The sequence below is a fragment of the Enterobacter cloacae complex sp. 2021EL-01169 genome (assembly GCF_020733125.1).
Lineage (GTDB): Bacteria > Pseudomonadota > Gammaproteobacteria > Enterobacterales > Enterobacteriaceae > Enterobacter > Enterobacter roggenkampii.
Genome location: NZ_JAJFTC010000001.1, coordinates 1,265,623 through 1,286,580 on the forward strand (window position 1 = coordinate 1,265,623; position 20,958 = coordinate 1,286,580).

At 58.1% G+C, this 20,958-nt stretch carries 18 protein-coding genes; 14 read left to right on the forward strand and 4 right to left on the reverse strand.

Translation table 11 applies throughout. The annotated features are described in order from the left end of the window. Nucleotides 1-20: 20 nt before the first annotated feature. Genes LLF79_RS06025 through LLF79_RS06035 form a run of 3 tightly spaced genes read right to left on the reverse strand, consistent with a single transcriptional unit; the run spans nt 21 to nt 3,011 of the window. Nucleotides 21-1,553: an ABC transporter substrate-binding protein gene (locus tag LLF79_RS06025; protein ID WP_045333803.1), complete on the reverse strand. Its 1,533-nt coding sequence runs from the start codon at nt 1,551-1,553 to the stop codon at nt 21-23. A 15-nt stretch (nt 1,554-1,568) separates the two neighbouring features. Next, entirely contained in the window at nt 1,569-2,144 is a 576-nt protein-coding gene (gene ddpX, locus LLF79_RS06030; protein ID WP_063435428.1) for a D-alanyl-D-alanine dipeptidase, read from the reverse strand. A gap of 12 nt (nt 2,145-2,156) precedes the next feature. Beyond that, nucleotides 2,157-3,011, reverse strand: coding sequence for a MurR/RpiR family transcriptional regulator (locus LLF79_RS06035; protein ID WP_045410261.1), 855 nt, complete (start codon nt 3,009-3,011; stop codon nt 2,157-2,159). Between the two features lie 266 nt (nt 3,012-3,277). On the opposite strand from LLF79_RS06035, the gene LLF79_RS06040 reads away from it, so the two are divergent. The 8 genes from LLF79_RS06040 to LLF79_RS06075 all read left to right on the forward strand — a co-directional run bounded on the left by LLF79_RS06040 (nt 3,278) and on the right by LLF79_RS06075 (nt 14,263). Further along, nucleotides 3,278-4,759, forward strand: a complete 1,482-nt coding sequence (locus LLF79_RS06040; protein WP_227879240.1) for a carboxylesterase — start codon at nt 3,278-3,280, stop codon at nt 4,757-4,759. Nucleotides 4,760-4,854: 95 nt separating this feature from the next. Further along, nucleotides 4,855-6,066 (forward strand): diguanylate phosphodiesterase, encoded by a 1,212-nt coding sequence (locus LLF79_RS06045; protein WP_227879241.1) that lies wholly within the window; start codon nt 4,855-4,857, stop codon nt 6,064-6,066. Nucleotides 6,067-6,154: 88 nt separating this feature from the next. Next, nucleotides 6,155-7,045 (forward strand): aminoimidazole riboside kinase, encoded by an 891-nt coding sequence (locus LLF79_RS06050; RefSeq protein ID WP_045415829.1) that lies wholly within the window; start codon nt 6,155-6,157, stop codon nt 7,043-7,045. A gap of 172 nt (nt 7,046-7,217) precedes the next feature. Beyond that, the gene (locus LLF79_RS06055) at nt 7,218-8,735 is read left to right on the forward strand and encodes a carbohydrate porin (RefSeq protein ID WP_227879242.1); all 1,518 of its coding nucleotides are present in this window, start codon (nt 7,218-7,220) and stop codon (nt 8,733-8,735) included. Between the two features lie 66 nt (nt 8,736-8,801). Further along, nucleotides 8,802-10,172, forward strand: coding sequence for a sucrose-specific PTS transporter subunit IIBC (locus LLF79_RS06060; RefSeq protein WP_008501693.1), 1,371 nt, complete (start codon nt 8,802-8,804; stop codon nt 10,170-10,172). Further along, the gene (locus LLF79_RS06065) at nt 10,172-11,578 is read left to right on the forward strand and encodes a sucrose-6-phosphate hydrolase (protein WP_227879243.1); all 1,407 of its coding nucleotides are present in this window, start codon (nt 10,172-10,174) and stop codon (nt 11,576-11,578) included. Before LLF79_RS06060 ends, LLF79_RS06065 begins: the two co-directional genes overlap by 1 nt. Before the next feature lie 28 nt (nt 11,579-11,606). Beyond that, entirely contained in the window at nt 11,607-12,614 is a 1,008-nt protein-coding gene (locus tag LLF79_RS06070) for a LacI family DNA-binding transcriptional regulator (RefSeq protein WP_059363062.1), read from the forward strand. Nucleotides 12,615-12,712: 98 nt separating this feature from the next. Beyond that, nucleotides 12,713-14,263, forward strand: a complete 1,551-nt coding sequence (locus LLF79_RS06075; protein WP_227879244.1) for a methyl-accepting chemotaxis protein — start codon at nt 12,713-12,715, stop codon at nt 14,261-14,263. 137 nt (nt 14,264-14,400) lie between these two features. Here the strand turns inward: LLF79_RS06075 and LLF79_RS06080 are convergent, their stop codons facing one another. Continuing rightward, on the reverse strand, nt 14,401-15,597 hold the full coding sequence (locus LLF79_RS06080) for a hypothetical protein (protein ID WP_227879245.1): 1,197 nt from the start codon (nt 15,595-15,597) through the stop codon (nt 14,401-14,403). 411 nt (nt 15,598-16,008) lie between these two features. Between LLF79_RS06080 and LLF79_RS06085 the strand changes: the two genes are divergently transcribed. The 6 genes from LLF79_RS06085 (at nt 16,009) to dsbG (ending at nt 20,942) form a co-directional block, all read left to right on the forward strand. Further along, nucleotides 16,009-16,428: a hypothetical protein gene (locus tag LLF79_RS06085; protein ID WP_227879246.1), complete on the forward strand. Its 420-nt coding sequence runs from the start codon at nt 16,009-16,011 to the stop codon at nt 16,426-16,428. 5 nt (nt 16,429-16,433) lie between these two features. Continuing rightward, a complete protein-coding gene (locus LLF79_RS06090) occupies nt 16,434-16,994 on the forward strand; it encodes an RNA polymerase sigma factor (RefSeq protein ID WP_039266436.1) in 561 nt (186 codons plus the stop codon). A gap of 87 nt (nt 16,995-17,081) precedes the next feature. Continuing rightward, complete coding sequence (locus LLF79_RS06095; RefSeq protein WP_039266435.1) at nt 17,082-17,450, forward strand: hypothetical protein; 369 nt, start codon at nt 17,082-17,084, stop codon at nt 17,448-17,450. Between the two features lie 48 nt (nt 17,451-17,498). Next, nucleotides 17,499-19,523 carry a protein-disulfide reductase DsbD gene (locus LLF79_RS06100; RefSeq protein ID WP_219999112.1) on the forward strand — a complete coding sequence of 675 codons (2,025 nt, stop codon included), beginning with the start codon at nt 17,499-17,501 and terminating at the stop codon, nt 19,521-19,523. A gap of 7 nt (nt 19,524-19,530) precedes the next feature. Then, on the forward strand, nt 19,531-20,142 hold the full coding sequence (locus LLF79_RS06105) for a DsbA family protein (RefSeq protein WP_023292370.1): 612 nt from the start codon (nt 19,531-19,533) through the stop codon (nt 20,140-20,142). 41 nt (nt 20,143-20,183) lie between these two features. Further along, complete coding sequence (dsbG, locus tag LLF79_RS06110) at nt 20,184-20,942, forward strand: thiol:disulfide interchange protein DsbG (protein WP_023292371.1); 759 nt, start codon at nt 20,184-20,186, stop codon at nt 20,940-20,942. Nucleotides 20,943-20,958: the final 16 nt, after the last annotated feature.

The window sequence follows — 20,958 nt, forward strand, 5'->3', positions numbered from 1 at the left end:
GCTTTCCCCCGGCGAAACGGTTACTTGCTCATGGTGGCGATGTTAAACACCTGCTCGAGCATCGGATTAAAGGTGAAGCCTTTGACCTCTTTGTTCATCGCCAGCTGGTAGTTCTTCTGGAACAGATAAACGTAGGCCGCCTCGTCGATGACCACCTTTTGCGCCTGCTGGTAATCTTTGGTGCGTTCCGCCTGGTCCGTGGTTTTCAGCGCGGCCTGCAGCAGGGAATCGACCTCTTTGTTCTCATAGAACGAACGGTTGCCCGGCAGACCTTTCTTGTCCGATTCGAACCAGTAGTTCATAAACATGTACGGGTCGGCAAAATCCGGGCTCCAGTTGCCGATGGCGATGTCGTAATCGCCTTTGCCGACGCGGTCGCGCATGGTGGCGTTGGCCAGTTTCTCCAGCTTGACGTTAATGCCGATCTTGCCGAGGCTGGCCTGAGTCGAAAGGGCGATAGGCTCCCAGTTTGGATCGTTGTCCGAGTAGAGGAAGGTCAGGCTGGCGGGCTTGTCTTTGACCTTCTCCAGGGCTGCTTTAGCTTTGGCTTCGTCGAAGCTGTACTGCATGGCCGTGGCGTCAAAGCCCCACATGCCTTCCGGGATCGGGCCGCGCATCTGCTTGCCGTTGCCGCTCAGAATGCCTTTCACCATCCCCTCATAGTCCGTCGCCCAGGAGACCGCGCGGCGTAAATCCACCTGATTGAGCGGCGCTTTGCTGTTGTTGAGGTAGAGATAGGTCACGCGCAGAGACGGGTATTCGGCGACGGCGACTTTGCCTTCCTGCTTCAGGGCCGCCAGCTGATCGACCGGCAGGGAGTCGGCAATGTCCAGATCGCCGCGGGAAAGCTGCAGACGGCGCGACGCGCTCTCACCGATAATTTTCACCGAGACGCGCTTGAAGTGCGGCTTGTCGCCCGACCAGTGCGGGTTTGGCACAAGCACCAGCTGCTGGCCTTTCTGCCAGCTCTTCAACATAAACGGCCCGGAGCCAGCGGTGTTTTGCGCCAGAAAGCCGCGCGCGTCGTCCGCGGCATTGGCCTTCAGCACCGTCGGGTTAATGATGGAGGCGCCGTCGTTCGCCAGGGTGTAGAGGAAAGGCGCGAACGGCTGGCTGAGGGTGAATTTCACCGTGTGCTCATCAACGGCCTCCACTTTCAGATCTTTCGGGAAGGCCTCAGACGGCCCCTGGCCGAGCTTCAGCAGGCGCTCAAAGGAGAGTTTGACCGCCTCGGCGGTGACCGGCGTGCCGTCGGAGAATTTGGCGTTATCCGCCAGGGTAAAGGTCCACTCTTTCTGGTCGTCGGACGCCTTCCAGCCCGTCGACAGATCGCCTTCCACCTCGGTTGAGCCGGGCTTGTACTTGACCAGACGCTGGTAGGACGGATAGGTGACGGTCCAGTCGTTGTTATCGATGGTGATGGCAGGGTCGAGCGTTTGCGGGTCGGCGGCTTTACCGATTGCCAGCATGTCTTTCGGAACGGCGGCCAGCGCCAGCGGTGCACTCAGGGCCAGCGTGGCGGCAATGACGGTCGAGAGAAGCGATGTTTTCATGGCAGTGCTCCAGGTTTAAAGAGGGGTGTGCGTCAGGGGAAAACAGGCAAAACGGTCATCAAGCAGCGGGTAGCTGGCGGCGTTCGGCAGTTCGAAGTGCCACCATTCGCTGCCGATCCCGACAAAACCGCCGCCGAACATGATGGCGTTCAACAGCAGACGGTTGCGCTGGGCGTGGGGCGGCACGGAAGGGTGATACGGATGCGAGCGGTCATGCATTTCGTCAAAACCGGCGCCCATATCCAGCACGACGTTATGCTCGTCCATCAGCGTGACGTCGATGGCCGTGCCGCGGCTGTGGTTAGAGCCAATAGCCACGTCGACCACATATTCCGGGTTCGGGCAGGCCTCCCACAGCTGGGCCTGCGCCTGCTGCGGGCGATAGGCGTCGTAGACCACCAGCTTCAGCCCGGCCAGCGTGGCAATGCTGATGGCTTTTGCCAGCGCGGTAGCGGCATCGGTATGCAGCAGGCACAGCGCCTCCTGATAGATCGGGCGGCCTGTGATGTTGTCGGCGGTGGCGTACTTCAGATCGATATGCAGCGTGGGGAACGTCTTCGCCACATCAATCAGTTCACTTTCTACGGGCATAGCTCCGCTCCTTTAGCGTTCGAATTGACCAAACTCTTGTTGTAATTGTCGGTTTACCGCCAGGCGCGCCGGGAGCGCATCGCCCAGCGCTTCCACCACGCCCGACAGCAGCAGGTTGAACAAACAGCTCACAGGGGCAAGTGAATCCCAGAAATGACCGGTATCGGTTTTCACCTGCAGTAAATCAATCGGATAATCCCGCGCCCACGGGCACCAGATGTCGGTGATTAAGGCCAGCGGAATGCCTTTCTCGCTCGCGACGCGGCAGTACTGGCGCGCCATCGTGGAGTAGGTGCGCGTATCGGTCAGCACGACATAAGGGTGCGCAAACCCGGAGTTAAGGGATTCCACCCAGCTGCCGGATGCACCCTCTGAATAGCTCACGCGCGGGCGGAGGTATTCAAGGTGGCTGAAGAAGGCGTTGGCGATCCCGCGCGTGGACTGGATCCCCAGCACAAAGACCGCGTCCGCGTGGGCCAGATGGTGCACCACCTGACGAAAAGCGTCCGTTTGCGCCAGCTGATACACCTGCGTGATGGCGTCCACTTCCAGCGACAGGGCGTGCTGAAGGCGGTTGGGCAGGGGGCGCTGCTGCTGCCAGGAGTCGAGGCGCTCGTTCATGCCCCAGGGCTGGTACGGATCGCGCAGGCTCTTTTTGGCATCCTCCAGGTTGCGATATCCCAGCTTGCGCAGGAAGCGTCCGACGGTGATCCCGCTGGTCCCGCTCGCCAGCCCGACGCTCTCCGCCGTTTCAAACGGGATTTGCGCGGCGTGCGCCAGCAGCCAGCTTCCGACCCGCTTTTCGCTGGGCGTGAGCTGGCTGAAGGTCGCCTCGATACGGCTTAACATCTCGGGTTTCGTCGTCATACCGCCTCGCTGTTAACAGGCTGTCAAAAGCTGAATATGTGTTACCGGGTTAACAATGCATGACGCGTGCCATGTTCACAGGCGGGCGAAAACCCGCTGCGCAATAAACTTCATGCAATATTTGGTTAACCAATGATCAACATTTGTGCAGCGTAGTTCACTTTTGGTGCACTGGCTGACCTGGCAGGGATGAATTTGGTGAATACGTCAGCCCGTTCACATTTTTGATAAGATAGAAAGACAGTGAACATAAAAGGGATCCCGGCATGGCGAATTGGCCCTGGCGAGTCAGCGTGCGCCTGGTGGCGCTTGCAAAGAAAACAGGGATGGTCGTGGGAATCGTCCTGGTCGTCCTGCTGGCGGTGCGGGTCTATCTCTCGCAGCAGGGGCCGGAACTGCACCCGTGGCACACCTGGCGGGCAGATGAGATGTCCGTGCGCGAGCTGGATAACGCCGATTTCGCCGGGTACCTCGCCCGTGAAAAGGCGATTTTCACCGATCTGGATAACGCGGTGACGGCGAAAACAGCGGGCGAGGATCAAACTCCGTTAAACCGCTACTACCGCCAGAGCCTGGTGTGGCCCGGCCAGTTTGCCCCCGATGCCAACCGCTCCTTTGTGCTGATGCCTGCCGGGAAGCCCCGCGGCGCGGTGGTGCTGCTGCACGGCCTGACCGATTCGCCTTACAGCGTCAGGCACCTTGCCGTGAACTATCAGCAGCACGGCTTTGTGGCCGTGGTCCCGCGTATTCCCGGACACGGCACCGCGCCCGGCGCGCTGACGGACGTGGACTGGGAAATGTGGCTGGCAGCGACGCGGCTTGCCGTGCGGGAAGCCACGCGCCTGACGGGGAATAACGTGCCGCTGCATCTGGTGGGCTACTCCAACGGCGGGGCGCTGGCGATGAAGTATGCCCTCGATGCGCTGGAAGACCCTGCGCTGCGTAAGCCTCAACAGATGATCCTGCTCTCACCGATGATCGGCGTGACGTCCTTTGCGCGGTTCGCCGGATTCGCCGGGCTACCGGCGCTGCTGCCGCCGTTTGCCAAAGCGGCCTGGCTGAATATCTCCCCGGAATATAATCCGTATAAATATAACTCGTTCCCGGTGAACGCCGCCCGCCAGTCGTGGCTGCTGACGAAGGCCCTGCAGGAGCAGATTGGCCGTGAGGCGCGGGAAAACAGGCTGGCGAATTTGCCGCCGGTGCTGGCGTTCCAGTCGGTGATGGACTCCACGGTCAGTACCCGCGCGGTGGTCAGCGGCCTGTTTGACCAGCTTCCGGCAAACGGCAGCGAGCTGGTAGTGTTTGATATCAACCAGGCGGCGAGCTTCCGCCCGCTCTTTAAACCGTCGCCCTGGACGGCCACCACGGCGCTGCTGCCGGTCGCGCAGCGGCGTTACGGTGTCACGATTCTCACCAATGCCGGCGAGCACAGTTTCTCGACGGTGGCGAAAATCACGCCGGCAGGCAGCACGCAGGAGACGGTCGTGCCGCTTGCCCAGTCCTGGCCGCAGGATGTTTATTCCCTGTCGCACGTTGCGGTGCCGTTCCCGCCGGATGACGATCTCTATGGTCGTGAACCACGCGTGAAAAACCGATATGGCATCAGCCTGGGGACGATTGCGCTGTGGGGAGAGACGTCCGTGTTGAGCGTCGGTAAAGAGGCGCTTATGCGGGTCACCTCGAACCCGTTCTACGACTATATGCAGGAGAGGATTAACAGCCGGATCGGGGACCAGAAAAAGTAATGTTCCCTTGTGGCGTGAATATGTTAGGTCGCATTGATTAAGTATGTTACATAGTAGCTTCAAGGCACCTCTCTTTATCACTGGAACCCCTTTTTGTGCTGACGACGCTGATCTACCGAAGCCACTTGAATTTATCCCGCCCGTCCACCGAACTGCGGGAGCTGGTGGAGCGCGCCAGGGGCCGCAACGTAAAACTGGACATTACCGGCGTCCTCCTTGCTAAAGGCAACGACGTTCTGCAGATCCTCGAAGGGTCGGAAGAGAGTGTGGTCAAACTTTTCCATACCATCCGTGAGGACAAGCGGCACAGCGGGGTAGTAGAACTGCTGCGGGACTATGGTCCGCGCAGACGCTTCGAAAACGTCGGTATGCTGCTGTTCGACCTGCAAACGCAGTCGCCGAAAGAGGTGCTGCAGTCGGTGCTGCGCTACAGCAAGCTGGACAGCTATCTGACCTCCGACGATCGGGTGTTCAAATTTATTCAGACCTTCATAACCGGTAAACGTCCGGCCCCGTCGGGGGCACGCTACACGGCAGACAAATGGACGCTCTCGACCGAAGCGCTTCCCTTTGGCGAACATCTGGGCCTGATTGCCGGGCAAACCTGTCAGTTTGCGCTGCAGCCTATTGTCGAGCCCTCGGAAGGGAAAATCAGCTCCCTTGAGGCGCTTATCCGCGGCAACGACGGCGGCAGCCCGGAGCATTTCTTCAGCACCGTCGACCCGGACAACGTCTACGAAGTCGATCTCCAGACAAAAGCCTATGCCTTTGCGCTGGCGGAAAAGCTGGGCATTGGTAGCCATAAAATCGCGGTCAACCTGCTGCCCATGTCGCTGGTAAATGTCCCAGGCGCGGTGGAATTTCTGGTCGATCAGATTAAAAAACATGGCCTTCAGCCGGAGCAGATGGTCATTGAAGTCACTGAAAACGAGATGATCTCCGGGCTCAACCAGTTTAACAGCGCCATCAAGCAGCTTCGCGGCGAGGGGATTGGCCTGGCGATCGATGATTTTGGCTCGGGCTATGCCGGGCTTTCGCTGCTGACCCGCTTCCAGCCGGACAAAATTAAAATCGACCGTGAGATTGTCAGCAACATCCACCTGAGCGGCCCAAAACAGGCGATTGTGCGCTCCATCATCAGCTGCTGCTCCGATCTTGAAATCACCCTGGTGGCCGAAGGCATCGAGAAAATTGAGGAGTGGTGCTGGCTCGAATCGGCCGGGATCCGCCGCTTTCAGGGATTCCTGTTTGCCCGGCCGCAGCTTAATGGCGTCGGCGATATCCACTGGCCGCATCTGGTGCGGTAAGCCAATTTTCCCTCCCGTTATTTCCCCTTTGCCCGGCCTGTGCTTAAATAGCTAAAACGGTTTAATATGGTTTAGCTACGAGGATCACATGAAGAAAATCTGGGTACTTGGCGATGCGGTAGTGGATTTGCTGCCCGCTGGAGAAGGTCGATTACTGCAGTGTCCCGGCGGCGCGCCGGCGAACGTCGCGGTCGGTATTGCCCGGCTGGGCGGCCAGAGCGCCTTTATCGGCAGGGTTGGCGACGATCCTTTCGGGCGCTTTATGGCGAAAACGCTCGCTGACGAGCGGGTTGACGTGACGTGGATGCGCCTTGACCCGGCGCACCGCACCTCAACGGTGGTGGTCGATCTCGACGACCACGGCGAGCGCTCGTTTACCTTCATGGTGCGCCCAAGCGCCGATCTGTTTCTCGAACCCGACGACCTGCCGACGTTCAGCGCCGGGGAGTGGCTGCACGTCTGCTCCATCGCCTTAAGCGCCGAGCCGAGCCGGACTGCGACGTTTCAGGCGATGGCCGCCATTCGTGAGGCGGGCGGTTACGTCAGCTTCGACCCCAATATTCGCCCGGACCTCTGGCCGGATGAGAACGCACTGCATGGCTGCCTGGAGCAGGCCCTGCAAAGCGCCGACGTGGTGAAACTTTCGGTAGAAGAGCTGGCCTTTTTCACCGGCAGCGCGGAGGTCAACGTTGGTCTGGAGGTGCTGATGCAGCGCTGCCCGGCGCGTCTGGTGCTGGTTACCCAGGGAAAAGCGGGCGTAACCGCGTGGCATGAAGGTAGCGTAAAACACTACCCGGCAACGCCTGTGCAGTGCGTCGATACGACCGGTGCGGGCGATGCCTTTGTGGCGGGGCTGCTCTACGGGCTAGCCGCCGGACAGGACCTGACGCCGGTTATTGCGCTCGCCCAGCGCTGCGGCGCGCTGGCCACCACCGCCAAAGGGGCGATGACCGCGTTGCCCTGGCAGCACGACCTGTAATTTCTCCTCTCCTGGCCGCCATCCGGCGGCCTGAATTGTCGCCTCGATCACACTTACTAAATCGGTTTAGCAAAAAAGATTGCCGATCCAAAATTCACAGGTTTAGTATCAGCAACCTAAACCGGTTTAGCAATTTAGCACGTTTAATGACTTCTTTTAGGGATGCGACAAAATGTATAAAAAACGCAGACTTGCCGTGATGATAGGCATGCTGGCCGGAAGTACCTCTGTTTTTGCCCAGACGGATATATCCAGTATTGAAGCGCGTCTTGCCGCGATGGAGCAGCGCCTTCAGGACGCGGAAACGCGCGCGCAGGTGGCTGAGAAGCGCGCTGCGGCAGCAGAACAAAAAACGCAGCAGCTGGTTGCCGCTCAGCAGCAGGCGCAAACGACAACCCAGGAGGTGGCGCAGCGCACCACCGCGCTGGAGAAGAAGGCGGATCAGACCGGCGGGTTTGAGTTCCACGGCTATGCCCGCTCTGGCCTGCTGATGAACGATGCCGCCTCCAGCAGCAAAAGCGGCCCTTACCTGACCCCAGCCGGTGAAACCGGCGGTGCGGTGGGGCGTCTGGGTAACGAAGCCGACACCTACGTCGAGCTGAACCTGGAGCACAAGCAAACCCTGGATAACGGGGCGACCACGCGCTTCAAGGCGATGCTGGCCGACGGTCAGAGAACCTATAACGACTGGTCTGCCGATACCAGCGACCTCAATATTCGTCAGGCCTTCGCGGAGCTGGGCAACCTGCCTGATTTTACCGGCGCGCTGAAGGGCAGCACCTTCTGGGCGGGTAAACGCTTCGACCGCGACAACTTTGACATCCACTGGCTGGATTCCGACGTGGTGTTCCTGGCCGGTACCGGCGGCGGCGTTTACGACGTGAAGTGGAACGATTCGCTGCGCAGCAACTTCTCCATTTACGGCCGCAACTTCGGCAGCGTGGAGCAGACCGACAACAACGTTCAGAACTATATCCTCAGCATGAACCACTTCGCCGGCCCGTTCCAGCTGATGGTGAGCGGGCTGCGGGCGAAGGATAACGACGACCGTAAAGACACTAACGGCGATCTGATTAAAACGGATGCCGCCAATCACGGCGTTCATGCCCTGGTAGGCTTGCACAATGAGAGCTTCTACGGCCTGCGTGAAGGGACCGCCAAAACGGCGCTGCTTTATGGTCACGGGCTGGGGGCGGAGGTAAAAAGCATCGGCTCCGACGGCGCGCTGCTGTCTGAGGCGGATACCTGGCGCTTCGCAAGTTACGGTGTCACGCCAATCGGCGGTGGCTGGAGCGTTGCGCCCGCCGTTCTGGCACAGAGCAGTAAAGATCGCTACGTCAAGGGCGATAGCTATGAGTGGATAACGCTCAATACCCGCCTGATCAAAGAGGTCACCCAGAATTTCGCGCTGGCGTTTGAGGGAAGCTACCAGTACATGGATTTAAACCCGGAGGGCTATAAGGACCGCAACGCCGTGAACGGCAGTTTCTACAAGCTGACCTTTGCGCCGACGTTAAAAGCGAGCAAAATCGGCGATTTCTTCAGCCGTCCTGAACTGCGCCTGTTTGCCACCTGGATGGACTGGAGCAGTAAACTGGATAATTACGCCAGCGATGATGCCTTTGGCAGCAGCGGCTTCAACGCCGGCGGGGAATGGAACTTTGGGGTCCAGATGGAAACCTGGTTTTAACCCATCACGCTCCCGCCTGGCGGGAGCGTTTCGCACATCATAAAAAGAAGTCAGGCAGAGGTATCTATGGATTTTAATCAAATCGCCCGCGAGCTTATTCCGCTGCTCGGTGGCAAGGAAAACATCGCCAGCGCGGCGCACTGCGCAACGCGTCTTCGTCTGGTGCTGGTTGATGACGCGCTGGCGGATCAGCAGGCCATCGGCAAGGTCGACGGCGTGAAAGGCTGCTTCCGTAACGCCGGGCAGATGCAGGTGATTTTTGGCACGGGCGTGGTCAACAAGGTGTACGCCGCATTTATTCAGGCGGCGGGAATTAGCGAATCCAGCAAATCGGAAGCCGCGGATCTGGCGGCGCGCAAGCTGAACCCGTTCCAGCGCATTGCCCGCTTACTCTCCAACATCTTTGTGCCGATCATTCCCGCGATTGTGGCGTCCGGTCTGCTGATGGGTCTGCTCGGCATGGTGAAAACCTACGGCTGGGTCAATGCGGATAACGCCCTCTACATCATGCTGGACATGTGCAGCTCGGCGGCGTTTATCATTCTGCCTATTCTGATTGGCTTTACCGCCGCGCGCGAATTTGGCGGTAACCCGTACCTCGGCGCGACGCTGGGTGGGATTCTGACCCACCCGGCGCTGACCAACGCCTGGGGCGTGGCGTCGGGCTTCCACACCATGAACTTCTTCGGCCTTGAGATTGCGATGATTGGCTATCAGGGCACGGTATTCCCGGTGCTGCTGGCCGTCTGGTTCATGAGCATCGTGGAAAAAAACCTGCGCCGCGCGATCCCGGATGCGTTAGACCTGATCCTGACGCCGTTCCTTACCGTCGTCATCTCCGGCTTTATCGCCTTGCTGATTATCGGCCCGGCGGGGCGCGCTCTGGGGGACGGTATCTCCTTTATTCTGAGCACGCTGATCGCCCACGCGGGCTGGCTCGCCGGGCTGCTGTTCGGCGGACTTTACTCGGTGATTGTGATCACCGGTATTCACCACAGCTTCCACGCGATTGAAGCCGGGCTGCTGGGGAATCCGTCGATTGGCGTTAACTTCCTGCTGCCGATCTGGGCCATGGCGAACGTGGCGCAGGGTGGCGCCTGTCTGGCGGTGTGGTTCAAAACCAAAGATGCCAAAATCAAAGCCATTACCCTGCCGTCGGCGTTCTCTGCAATGCTGGGCATCACCGAAGCGGCCATTTTTGGTATCAACCTGCGCTTCGTTAAGCCGTTTATCGCCGCGCTAATCGGCGGTGCGGTGGGCGGGGCCTGGGTGGTCTCCGTGCACGTGTACATGACCGCCGTCGGGCTGACCGCCATTCCGGGCATGGCCATCGTGCAGGCCAGCTCGCTGCTGAACTATATTATCGGCATGGTGATTGCCTTCGGCGTGGCGTTTACCGTCTCACTGCTGCTGAAATATAAAACGGACTCTGAATAATGACGTTACCTTCCCGCTGGCCTGCGATCCTGCAGGCCGTTATGACAGGTCAGCCGCGGGCGCTGGCGGACAGCCATTATCCGCAATGGCACGCCGCGCCGGTGACGGGGCTGATGAACGACCCGAACGGGTTTATCTGGTTTGCTGGCCGCTATCACCTGTTCTATCAGTGGAACCCGCTGGACTGCGAGCATCGCTTTAAGTGCTGGGGGCACTGGAGTTCGGCGGACCTGGTGCACTGGCAGCATGAGCCGCTGGCGCTCATGCCCGACGAAGCGTATGACCGCAACGGCTGCTACTCCGGTAGCGCCGTGAATAACCAGGGCGTACTGACCCTGTGCTACACCGGCAACGTCAAGTTCGATGACGGCAGCCGCACCGCCTGGCAGTGCCTGGCCGTGGAGCAGCCGGACGGGACCTTTACGAAGCTGGGGCCGGTGCTGGCGCTGCCGGAAGGCTACACCGGCCACGTGCGCGACCCGAAGGTGTGGCAGCACGAGGGGATGTGGTACATGGTGCTCGGCGCGCAGGATGTGCAGAAGCGCGGCAAGGTGCTGCTGTTTAAATCAGCCGATTTGCACGCCTGGACATCCTGCGGGGAGATCGCCGGTCACGGGGTTAACGGCCTGACGGACGCGGGCTATATGTGGGAGTGTCCGGACCTGTTTGCCCTCGACGGGACGCACGTCCTGATCTGCTGCCCGCAGGGGCTGGCGCGCGAGCCGCATCGCTACCTCAATACCTATCCGGCCACCTGGATGAGCGGGGCGTTTGACTATGCCCGCGCGACGTTCGATCACGGCGAGCTGCACGAGCTGGACGCGGGGTTTGAATTCTACGCCCCGCAAACCACGCTGGCGGAAGACGGACGCCGCATCCTGATCGGCTGGATGGGCGTACCGGACGGGGAAGAAATGCTTCAGCCCACGCAGGCGCACGGCTGGATGCACCAGATGACCTGCCCGCGAGAATTGCGCTTCCGCGACGGCCGGCTCTGGCAAACCCCGGCGCGCGAGCTGGCGGCGCTGCGTGAAGATGAGCAGCACTGGCAGGGGCGCGCCAGCGACGCGCCCGAACTGGACGCGACGCGTCTGGAGTTTGAGCTGAGCGCATCGCAGGTGAATGTCGATTTTGGCGGCGCGCTGCGTCTCATGGTCGATGAGCAGGGTATACGTCTTGAACGCGCGAGCCTGAAAACCGGTGAAACCCTGACCCGCTACTGGCAGGGCGACGTCCGTCATTTGCGCGTCCTGTGCGACCGCTCCAGCGTTGAAATCTTCATTAACCACGGCGAAGGGGTGATGAGCAGCCGCTATTTTCCTGACCATCCGGCCCGGGTGCGATTCGAAGGTGCGTCCGATATCACATTACGCTACTGGTCGCTGCGCGCCTGCATGATAGAATGAGGGTTTTGGCAGCCGGATCTAAGTCGTTGTGAGAAAAACAAAACGCGTCACCATTAAAGACATCGCGGAGCTGGCGGGGGTGTCAAAAGCCACCGCCAGCCTGGTCCTGAACGGTCGCAGCAAAGAGCTTCGCGTGGCGGAAGAGACGCGCGAGCGCGTGCTGGCAATTGCAAAAGAGCACCACTATCAGCCCAGCATTCACGCCCGGTCGCTGCGCGATAACCGCAGCCACACCATTGGTCTGGTGGTCCCGGAGATCACCAACTACGGTTTTGCCGTCTTTTCTCACGAGCTGGAAACGCTGTGCCGCGAGGCAGGCGTGCAGCTGCTGATCTCCTGCAGCGATGAAAACCCGGGGCAGGAGACGGTGGTGGTGAACAACATGGTAGCGCGTCAGGTGGACGGGCTGATTGTGGCCTCCAGCATGCTCAACGACGCGGACTACCATAAGCTGAGCGAGCAGCTGCCGGTGGTCCTGTTTGACCGCCACATCAACGACAGCGCGCTGCCGCTGGTGATCACCGATTCCATCACCCCGACGACCGAACTGGTGGCGGACATTGCGCGCCAGCACCCTGATGAATTCTACTTCCTCGGCGGCCAGCCCCGTTTATCCCCGACGCGCGACCGCCTGGAAGGCTTTAAGCAAGGGCTGCGTGAGGCCGGTGTGGCGCTGCGCCCCGAGTGGATCATTCACGGCAACTATCACCCGAGCTCCGGTTACGAGATGTTTGCTGAACTCTGCGCCCGCCTGGGGCGTCCGCCGAAAGCGCTCTTCGCCGCCGCCTGCGGGCTGCTGGAAGGGGTGCTGCGCTATATGGGCCAGCATAACCTGCTGCAAAGCGATATCAGGTTAGCCAGTTTTGACGATCACTATCTCTACGATTCGCTGACGATCCCGGTGGATACCATCCGCCAGGATAACCGACAGCTGGCGTGGCACTGCTTTGATTTGATTAGCAAACTGATCGAGGGAGAGGCTCCTGAACCGTTGCAACGCAAGCTGGCGGCCACCCTGCAGCGGCGCTATAAGTGAGCAATATAGCCCGGACCGATACATCAATAACTTTAATTAATTTAAGTTTTGGAATGGCCGATAACCATAAGGAATAATTCTCCTTGAGGTATTGGTTTATGTCGTTGAAAAAGTCGTCCCTGATTGTCCTGTTCTCGCTGCTTTTCTTCTTTGTTGTCAGCACCGTCACCAGCGTTGGCCTCATCATTAAAAGTAATAATTCCCTGGATAACGTCAACAAAGAGATCCAGGTTGTGCTGTCCATTATTGACCCCATCAACCACAGCCGTACGCTGCGCGTGCGGGTGATGGAGTATGTGAAGATGGTGGAAGCGGGCAACGCGGCGGACGGCGCTGCAAAGCTGACCGCCGTGAAAGAGGCGCTGACCAAAGCGGACCACGCCTTTGCGGCCTTTATGGCGTCGCCGCGTCTGAGCGATGAAGCGCCGCTGGTGACTGCCTATCAGGACGCCTGGCAGAACTACCGCAACCAGGGGCTGGCGCCGCTGATCGATGCCGCCGAGGCGCACGATGTCGCCAAATTTAACGCGCTCATCCCGGAAGTCTCCCGCCTCGACCGCCAGTACGAGATCGTTCTCGACCAGGTCCTTTCCGTCCACCAGAAATACGCCAAAAGCCTGAACGAAGATGCGAGCAGTAGCTTCGTCTCTGGCCTGGCGATCGTTGCTGCTATCGCCAGCCTGTTTGTGGTGGTGATTATCGCCGTTAGCCTGCTGATGAAGCGCTTTGTCTTTGCGCCGATCAACCTGGCGCGCGAGCACTGCAGCCAGATTGCGGCAGGCAAGCTGGACATTCCGGTGCCGGTGAAGGGGAGTACAGGCAACGAAATCGACCATCTGATGGGCTCGATGGAGCAGATGCGACAGGCGCTGCTGGCGACCATCGCCCAGGTGCGCGATGCGAGTCATACCGTGACGCACGCCGCCCAGGAGATTGCCTCCGGGAATATCGACCTGGCGTCACGCACCGAGCAGCAGGCTTCCGCGTTGACCCAGACGGCAGCGAGCATGGAAGAGCTGAGCGCGACGGTGGCGAACAATACCGATAATGTGTATCAGGCCGGGAAGCTGGTGCAGGACGCGGTGAAAAATGCCCACACCGGTGAAGCGGTAACCCGTGAAGTCATCGACACGATGAATACCATCGCGGCGAACTCGAAGCGCATTGAAGACATCACCAGCGTGATTAACAGCATCGCCTTCCAGACCAACATCCTGGCGCTGAACGCGGCGGTTGAAGCGGCGCGCGCCGGTACGCAGGGACGCGGCTTTGCGGTCGTAGCCAGCGAAGTGCGCACTCTGGCGCAGAAAAGCGCGGTGGCGGCGAAAGACATCGAAAGCCTGATCGCGCAGTCGGTTTCCAGCGTGAAAAACGGTGCGGAGTTGGTCAGCCGCTCGGGCGAGGTGATTGATTCGATCATTTCGTCAGTGAATAAAGTGAATACGCTGATGGAGCAGATCTCCGTCGCCTCCGAAGAGCAGAGCCGCGGGATCAGTCAGGTCGGGCAGGCGGTGACCGAGATGGACGGCGTGACACAGCAGAACGCCGCGCTGGTGCAGCAGTCCGCGGCGGCAGCGGCTTCGCTGGAAGAGCAGGCGCAGCAGCTTTCGCGGAGTATTTCGAGTTTTAGTTTGCCGGTGCAGGCTTGATTGAATAAGGGGGCTCCGCAGGGAGCCTTTTTAATGTCTGGTATGATAGGAAAGGGCGTGCCAGAGAAGGCTTCACGGTTTACTACTGGTCGACCATTTCCCAATGCTACAGCCGCAACTCTAACCGCATTTTATTTTTAAAAGTCATTGTAAGTATCAACAAATGGCTTTAGTTTTGAAGTTATAAATTGATTCGGTTTCCAACCAGTACTAAGTCTATCTAATATAAAACTATCGAAAGCCGATACTGCCAGACCAGTTGTTGGGCCAATTAATCCTGCGCCAGTGCTTACGATGTAGCGAATTATTTTCCCATATCCACTGCCAAGCCAACCTGTCTTAGCTATATCTTCAAGATAATTTGATAGTAAGTTTTTATCAGGTGAGCTCCCCTTAAGCCAAACTTTAAACTTTTTGGCTTGTGAAAGTAGTTCTAAAAACTCCTCAAATGTTCTTTCTTTGCTATTTATGATGGAGGATATATTTGGGCAGTCCTTTAATAGGATCTCATTAAAAATGCTAATTTCATTTCTATTTTTGTTTGTTCTGGATAGTATTTGCTTGTTTTTATATTGTATGATTTTTGAATTTGTGTTTGATGTATGGAAATCTCCACCGTAATGAGCTGCAAGTATAAGGGCATATGACGCGCTCAATATTCCAGCCGCTATGCTTGCTGGATTTGTTTCACCCATTTCAGATATCTTGGCTGCATTAAGTTTGTTAATTTTATCAAAATCTATATTTGTAGAGATTTGGAAGGAATCTCCAGTTGGATGTATTTTGTAGAAATAATCATTAGATAAGGATTCTGTAGATAGCAAATCAGCAGTTATTAAGCGCGCAGCAGAGGATACAAAGTCATCATCATTTAAATCTTCACGTGCTGCTGATATAATCCCGCCTTTAATAAAATGATCGCTGGAAAGTTTTTTCACTGATACGTAGTTTTTGAACCTTTCAACAAAATTATCAGACTCATTTTTGCTATAACCTTGGCGTGAAACCATGTTCGCTAATCTTTTTTTCCAGCTTTTCAGTTCACCATCGGTTTCACTGCCGGAAAAGTACGCACTTATTAAAGAGTACTGCCTTCCATTATAAGTGTCCTCACCATAAACACCAACAAATTCTTCAATGAATGTGGTTTTAACATCAGGTAACGATATAAGTTTAATTACATTATGGTGACCAATTTCTCTTATAAGATTAAGAACGGTTGATGTGTCCATTACAATATGAATATTTTGATAGAATAATAACGTCTCGGCAATCTCACCAATCGTCAATGCCGGTCCATCTATTGAGCGGTTTAGCACTATTGAGTCAAACATACAAATCTTTCCGGTTGATTTTATGTTGAATATGACATTTTAAACATCTGTAACTCAGTTCGCAAGAGTGGGGTTGAAATTTCCTGTCAAACTACTTTTAATATGAGGATTGATTTTGTTGCTCTAATATATTGAAATACTGTTGTTTGAGTTGTTATCAAACTCGAATGCATCTAGTGAGATACTCATCGGATGAATTCTCTCAGTATAGATAAGCTACATTCGTTGTAAAAAATAATGCACGTTCCTTAACCCCATCTGCATCTGCAACATCATGATGTACATCGATCTCAGCGAGGGAGGAGTTGCGTCATCACTCAAAATTTTTCATTCCCCCCAGCAATATTTCCCTCCCTCATCCGTCTACCTCATCACACGCCATAATCAATTACTGTAAACGAGGTAAACACCATGAGAGATTTTGAAATGCACGGCAGAGGTCACGGGCGCGGATTCGGTCGCCACCGTATGGGCAAGGGATTAGTCATCGGCGCGGTGATTTTCATCGTGCTCGGCCTGCTGGTGATGTCCCTGTGGAACGCCTTGCTCCCGACCATCCTGGGCGTGAAGGCCATTGGATTCTGGCAGGCGCTGGGCATTCTGGTGCTGAGCCGCATTCTGTTTGGCGGCTTAGGTTTCCGCCCCGGGATGTTTGGCGCGCACCGCCGCATGCACGAGCGCTGGATGAACATGACGCCCGAACAGCGTGAGGCGTTTATTCAGCAGCGTCGCGAAGGGTTTGGTCGCCACGGACGCGGTCACTGCGGCTGGCACGACCATCGTGACGATAAGCGCGATGACGCTACGCCAAAAGCGCCGGACGCGGAGTGAGCGAGATGAAAGCCGGGGAGGCGGGCGGATCCATGCTGATGTCGGCGCTAAACGCCTGTCGCGCCCGGCTGAAAGCCTTCATTCGCGGACGGACGTCCGTGCGCGATGATGCCGACGACATTTTGCAGGAAGTGACGTATCAGCTGATGAAAGTGGAGCAGCCGGTCGAAAACGTTGCCGCCTGGCTGTTCCGCGCGGCGCGTAACGAGATGACCGACCGGGCGCGTAAGAAGCGCGAGGTGTCGCTCTCCGGCTATTTTACGGGCGATGACGACGAGGGTTTTCCGGAAGACGAGCTGGCCGAAACCCTGTTCGGCGTACCGCACACGCCGGAGGAGGAGTACCTCAAGACGCTGCTGTGGGAAGAGCTGGGCCAGGCGCTGTCAGAACTCCCGCCGCCGCAGCGGGAGGTATTTGAAAAGACCGAGCTCCACGGCTACAGCATTAAAATGCTGGCAGACGAGACCGGCGCCAGCGAACAGGCGCTGTTATCCCGCAAGCACAAGGCGGTGCTGTTTCTGCGTACGCGGCTGCGGGACGTCTATGACGCGCTGACGGGCGAATAGCGGCGACAGACAAAACCTTACACTTCCGGCACTTGTAGATTCATCACTATCGTTTATGATCGGGGCGTCTTGTCACTCTGGAATGTTATGCGCAACCGTCAGCTCCTCGGAAAATGGCTTTTGATTATCACCTGTCTCGCGATGGCGCTTTGCCTCGTGCAGCGTGCGGTGATGCTCAACCATTTTTTACAGGGACTGGATCCGCAGATTTCGCTGAGTGCAGATGCCCCAACGCAAACCAGCACCGAGCAGTCCGGGCCATCGCCCTGTCAGCTAGGCGCGCACTCGCTTCTCTGCGCCCAGCCGCTGTTCTTCGACGGTGCGCTGCCGGCCATTATTATCTTCTTCGCGCTGCTGCAGCTGTTTACGCAAGGGCGGGCACTGGCTCCGGCGGAACAGCCCGTTCAGGCACCGCCTCCCCGAATACACCTGAAAAACTGCGTTTTCCGTGAATGAAAAACATCGTCACCGCACGATAATTTTTCACTGTTCACGGAGTACAACATGGTTAACCTCTTCAGGGGATTCGTCTTCCTGTGGCTGTCCTGCATCGGCATTGTCCATGCGGCGGACACCGGCTGGCTGGTCTCCCCACAAAACGATCACGCCCGCATCCGCTTTCAGGCGGAGAGGGAACAAACGCACGTTAAAGGCCTGCTCACCGTTGAGCTAAAGCCCGGCTGGAAAACCTACTGGCGATCGCCGGGCGAGGGCGGCGTGGCCCCGAAAATCAGCTGGCCGGACGGCGTAACGGACAGCTGGTCCTGGCCGGTACCGTCGCGTTTCGATATCTCCGGCATGACGACGCAGGGCTATCACGATAAGGTCACTATCCCGATCGTTCTCGACGGGGTGAAGGGCGACACGCTCGACGGGACGCTCACGCTCTCCACGTGCAGCAACGTCTGCCTGCTGACGGACTACCCGCTGCATCTCGATTTTACCCAGCCGGTGGATCAGGATTTCCGCAGCGCCTTCGAGCAAGCGATGCGCGCCGTGCCGGACTCATCAGGTGTGTCGTCGGATCTTTCCGCCTGGCTTTCTGACGGTAACCTGGTTGTGACGGGGACGACGGACGGAAAATGGGATAATCCGGGGATCTACTTTGACCCGCTGGAGGGCGATATTCTGCCCGGCGAGCCGGTCATTAAACACGACGGCACTGCGCTTCGGGTGGCGGTGCCCGTGACCGACGAATGGGGCGATAAACCCGCTTCGCTGGCAGGCAAAAGGCTGTCGTTTGTGCTGACCAACGGCGATCGGGCGCAGCAAACCACCATGATCGTTGGGGCAACGCCCGAAGAGACCTCCGTGCCGGACGGGACGGGAAAAATGGTGCTCTTTGCGTTATTAGGCGGGCTGATCCTCAACCTGATGCCCTGCGTGCTGCCGGTAATGGGCATGAAGCTTAACAGCATCCTGCAGGCGGGATCGGACAGGCGCGCCATCCGGCTGCGCTTCCTCGCCACCAGCGCCGGGATCCTCTCCTCCTTTATGCTGCTGGCCGGGATGGTCACCGCGCTGAAGCTGGCCGGAGCGTCGCTGGGGTGGGGCATTCAGTTCCAGAACCCGTGGTTTATCGGCCTGATGGTTGCCGTGACCTTCCTGTTTGCGCTGAACCTGTTTGGGGCGTTTGAGATGCTGCTCCCTTCTGCCGCCGCAGGACGGCTGGCGACGGCAGGGGGATCGGGGATTGGCGGCAGCTTCTGCGAAGGGATGTTCGCCACGCTGCTGGCAACGCCGTGCTCCGCGCCGTTCCTCGGTACGGCGGTCGCCTTTGCCCTTGGCGCGCCGCTGCACGCCCTGTGGCTGATCTTCCTGATGCTCGGCGTGGGCATGAGCCTGCCGTGGCTGTTCGTTGCCCTGGTGCCGAAAGCGGCCATGCTGCTGCCGAAACCCGGCCGCTGGATGAACACGCTCAGGGTCATCCTTGGCCTGATGATGCTGGCCTCCAGCCTCTGGCTGGCGACGCTGTTGAGCGTGCATCTGGGCGAGGCGGTCAGCCAGATCGTGATGCTGGGGCTGACTGCCGTCGCGCTGGTGCTGTTTGCGCTAAAGGGGCAAAAATCTTCGCCGCTGTTCTGGGTGGTGGTCATCGCGCTGTCGGCGTTCGGCGGGTATCAGGTGCGCGGTCTGCTTAACGCGCCGCCTGACGCTCCGGCACAAAGCGTTGCGCAGACTATCCCGTGGCAGCCGCTCAGTGAAGAGGCTATCGAGAACGCGCTGGCGCAGGGGAAACGGGTGTTTGTGGATATCTCCGCGGACTGGTGCGTGACGTGCAAAGTTAACGAGCACCGCGTACTCAGTCAGCCGGACGTGATTGCCGCGCTGCGCCAGCCGGACGTGGTGGCCCTGCGCGGGGACTGGAGCCAGCCGTCCGCGTTTATCGCGGATTTTCTGGCGAAGCGAAACCGCTACGCCATTCCGTTTAACGCGGTGTATGGCCCCGGCCTGCCTGATGGCGAGATCCTCTCGCCGCTGCTGGACAAGCGCACCCTGGTCACCACCCTGAACAACGCAAAAGGCTAACTGTGTCATGAAAAAATTCCTTATTACGCTTCTGCTCCTGCTGGCCCCGCTTCAGGTATTCGCCGCGCAGCCGCTGACGCCGGACCAGGAGCAGCGCGCGCAGAAGACGATCGCTGATTTCCTGTTTAACGATCCAAACTCCCCGCGCATCGGCGCGAAAAACCCAAAGCTCACCCTGGTGGTGTTTACCGACTACAACTGCCCGTACTGTAAAAAATTCGATCCGTACCTGGAGAAGATTGTCGAAAAACATCCGGACGTGGCGGTGGTCTTTAAGTTTTTACCTTTCCGCTCGGAAAGTTCGCTGACCGCCGCACGAGACGCGTTAACCGTCTGGCGTGCGCATCCTGAGCAGTTTATGAAGCTGAACCACACCCTGATGGCGAAAAAGGGGTACCACGATGACGCCAGCATTCAGGAGGCGCAAAAGCGGGCGGGCGTGAGCGTGACGACGCCGGACGAGGAGAGTTTTCTGACGATCAGGCGCAGCCTCATTGTGGCGGAAAAAATGGGGATCCAGGGCACGCCCGCCACGCTTATCGGCGAGGGGCTGCTTCCCGGCTGGGTGCCGTTCGAACAATTCGACGAAATGGTCAGTGAAGCACTGAAAAACCGCTAACCTGAAGGGGGCGTAATGCCCCCGATAAACCGGAGAGGGAAATGAAAAAATTACTGTTACTTTCGGCGCTGGCGACGTCAGGGCTGGTACAGGCGGCTGAAGCCATACCGGATGTGGTGAAGCAGTTCAGCGAGCAGCAGCAGATCAACATCATCAAGAAGCTGGATGCGCCGGGCGGGGCGCCAGCCTGGCTGGGGCAGTATCAGGATATGGGCGTGACGCTCTTTCTCACGCCGGACGGCAAGCACGTGATCTCAGGTTATCTTTATGATGACAAAGGGAAGAACCTCAGCGAGGGCTACTTCCAGAAAGAGATCTACGCCCCGATGGGACGCGAGATGTGGAAGAACCTCAACGCGGCGCATCCCCTGAAGGAAGGGGCGGATAGCGCCCCGCGCAAGGTCTTTGTCTTTGCCGATCCGTTCTGTCCGTACTGCAAGCAGTTCTGGTCCGAGGCGCAGCCTTGGGTCAAGGCCGGTAAGGTGCAGCTCAATACGCTGCTGGTGGCGTTCCTCAACCCCAACAGCGGGCGCAACGCCGCCGCCATACTGAATGCGAAAGATCCGGTTTCGGCCTGGCGCGAATACGAGCTTTCCGGCGGCAAAAAACTGCCCAAGCCTGAAGGCGAGGCTTCCCGCGAAACGGTTGCGATCCTACAGAAAAATCAGGCGCTGATGGACAGCCTGGGCGCTAACGCCACGCCCGCAATTTACTATCTGAATGCGGAAAACGAGCTGCAGCAGGTGGTGGGGATGCCGGATGCGCAGCAGCTCGAGGCGATGTTCGGGCCGAAGCCGTAAAAAACCGGCAGAAACG

What these genes read in the sequence shown, in the direction of transcription:
- LLF79_RS06025 (WP_045333803.1), bottom strand. Translation starts at nt 1,553, where the DNA reads ATGAAAACATCGCTTCTCTCGACCGTCATTGCCGCCACGCTGGCCCTG.
- ddpX (WP_063435428.1), bottom strand. Translation starts at nt 2,144, where the DNA reads ATGCCCGTAGAAAGTGAACTGATTGATGTGGCGAAGACGTTCCCCACG.
- LLF79_RS06035 (WP_045410261.1), bottom strand. Translation starts at nt 3,011, where the DNA reads ATGACGACGAAACCCGAGATGTTAAGCCGTATCGAGGCGACCTTCAGC.
- LLF79_RS06040 (WP_227879240.1), top strand. Translation starts at nt 3,278, where the DNA reads ATGGCGAATTGGCCCTGGCGAGTCAGCGTGCGCCTGGTGGCGCTTGCA.
- LLF79_RS06050 (WP_045415829.1), top strand. Translation starts at nt 6,155, where the DNA reads ATGAAGAAAATCTGGGTACTTGGCGATGCGGTAGTGGATTTGCTGCCC.
- LLF79_RS06055 (WP_227879242.1), top strand. Translation starts at nt 7,218, where the DNA reads ATGTATAAAAAACGCAGACTTGCCGTGATGATAGGCATGCTGGCCGGA.
- LLF79_RS06060 (WP_008501693.1), top strand. Translation starts at nt 8,802, where the DNA reads ATGGATTTTAATCAAATCGCCCGCGAGCTTATTCCGCTGCTCGGTGGC.
- LLF79_RS06065 (WP_227879243.1), top strand. Translation starts at nt 10,172, where the DNA reads ATGACGTTACCTTCCCGCTGGCCTGCGATCCTGCAGGCCGTTATGACA.
- LLF79_RS06075 (WP_227879244.1), top strand. Translation starts at nt 12,713, where the DNA reads ATGTCGTTGAAAAAGTCGTCCCTGATTGTCCTGTTCTCGCTGCTTTTC.
- LLF79_RS06080 (WP_227879245.1), bottom strand. Translation starts at nt 15,597, where the DNA reads ATGTTTGACTCAATAGTGCTAAACCGCTCAATAGATGGACCGGCATTG.
- LLF79_RS06085 (WP_227879246.1), top strand. Translation starts at nt 16,009, where the DNA reads ATGAGAGATTTTGAAATGCACGGCAGAGGTCACGGGCGCGGATTCGGT.
- LLF79_RS06090 (WP_039266436.1), top strand. Translation starts at nt 16,434, where the DNA reads ATGAAAGCCGGGGAGGCGGGCGGATCCATGCTGATGTCGGCGCTAAAC.
- LLF79_RS06095 (WP_039266435.1), top strand. Translation starts at nt 17,082, where the DNA reads ATGCGCAACCGTCAGCTCCTCGGAAAATGGCTTTTGATTATCACCTGT.
- LLF79_RS06100 (WP_219999112.1), top strand. Translation starts at nt 17,499, where the DNA reads ATGGTTAACCTCTTCAGGGGATTCGTCTTCCTGTGGCTGTCCTGCATC.
- LLF79_RS06105 (WP_023292370.1), top strand. Translation starts at nt 19,531, where the DNA reads ATGAAAAAATTCCTTATTACGCTTCTGCTCCTGCTGGCCCCGCTTCAG.
- dsbG (WP_023292371.1), top strand. Translation starts at nt 20,184, where the DNA reads ATGAAAAAATTACTGTTACTTTCGGCGCTGGCGACGTCAGGGCTGGTA.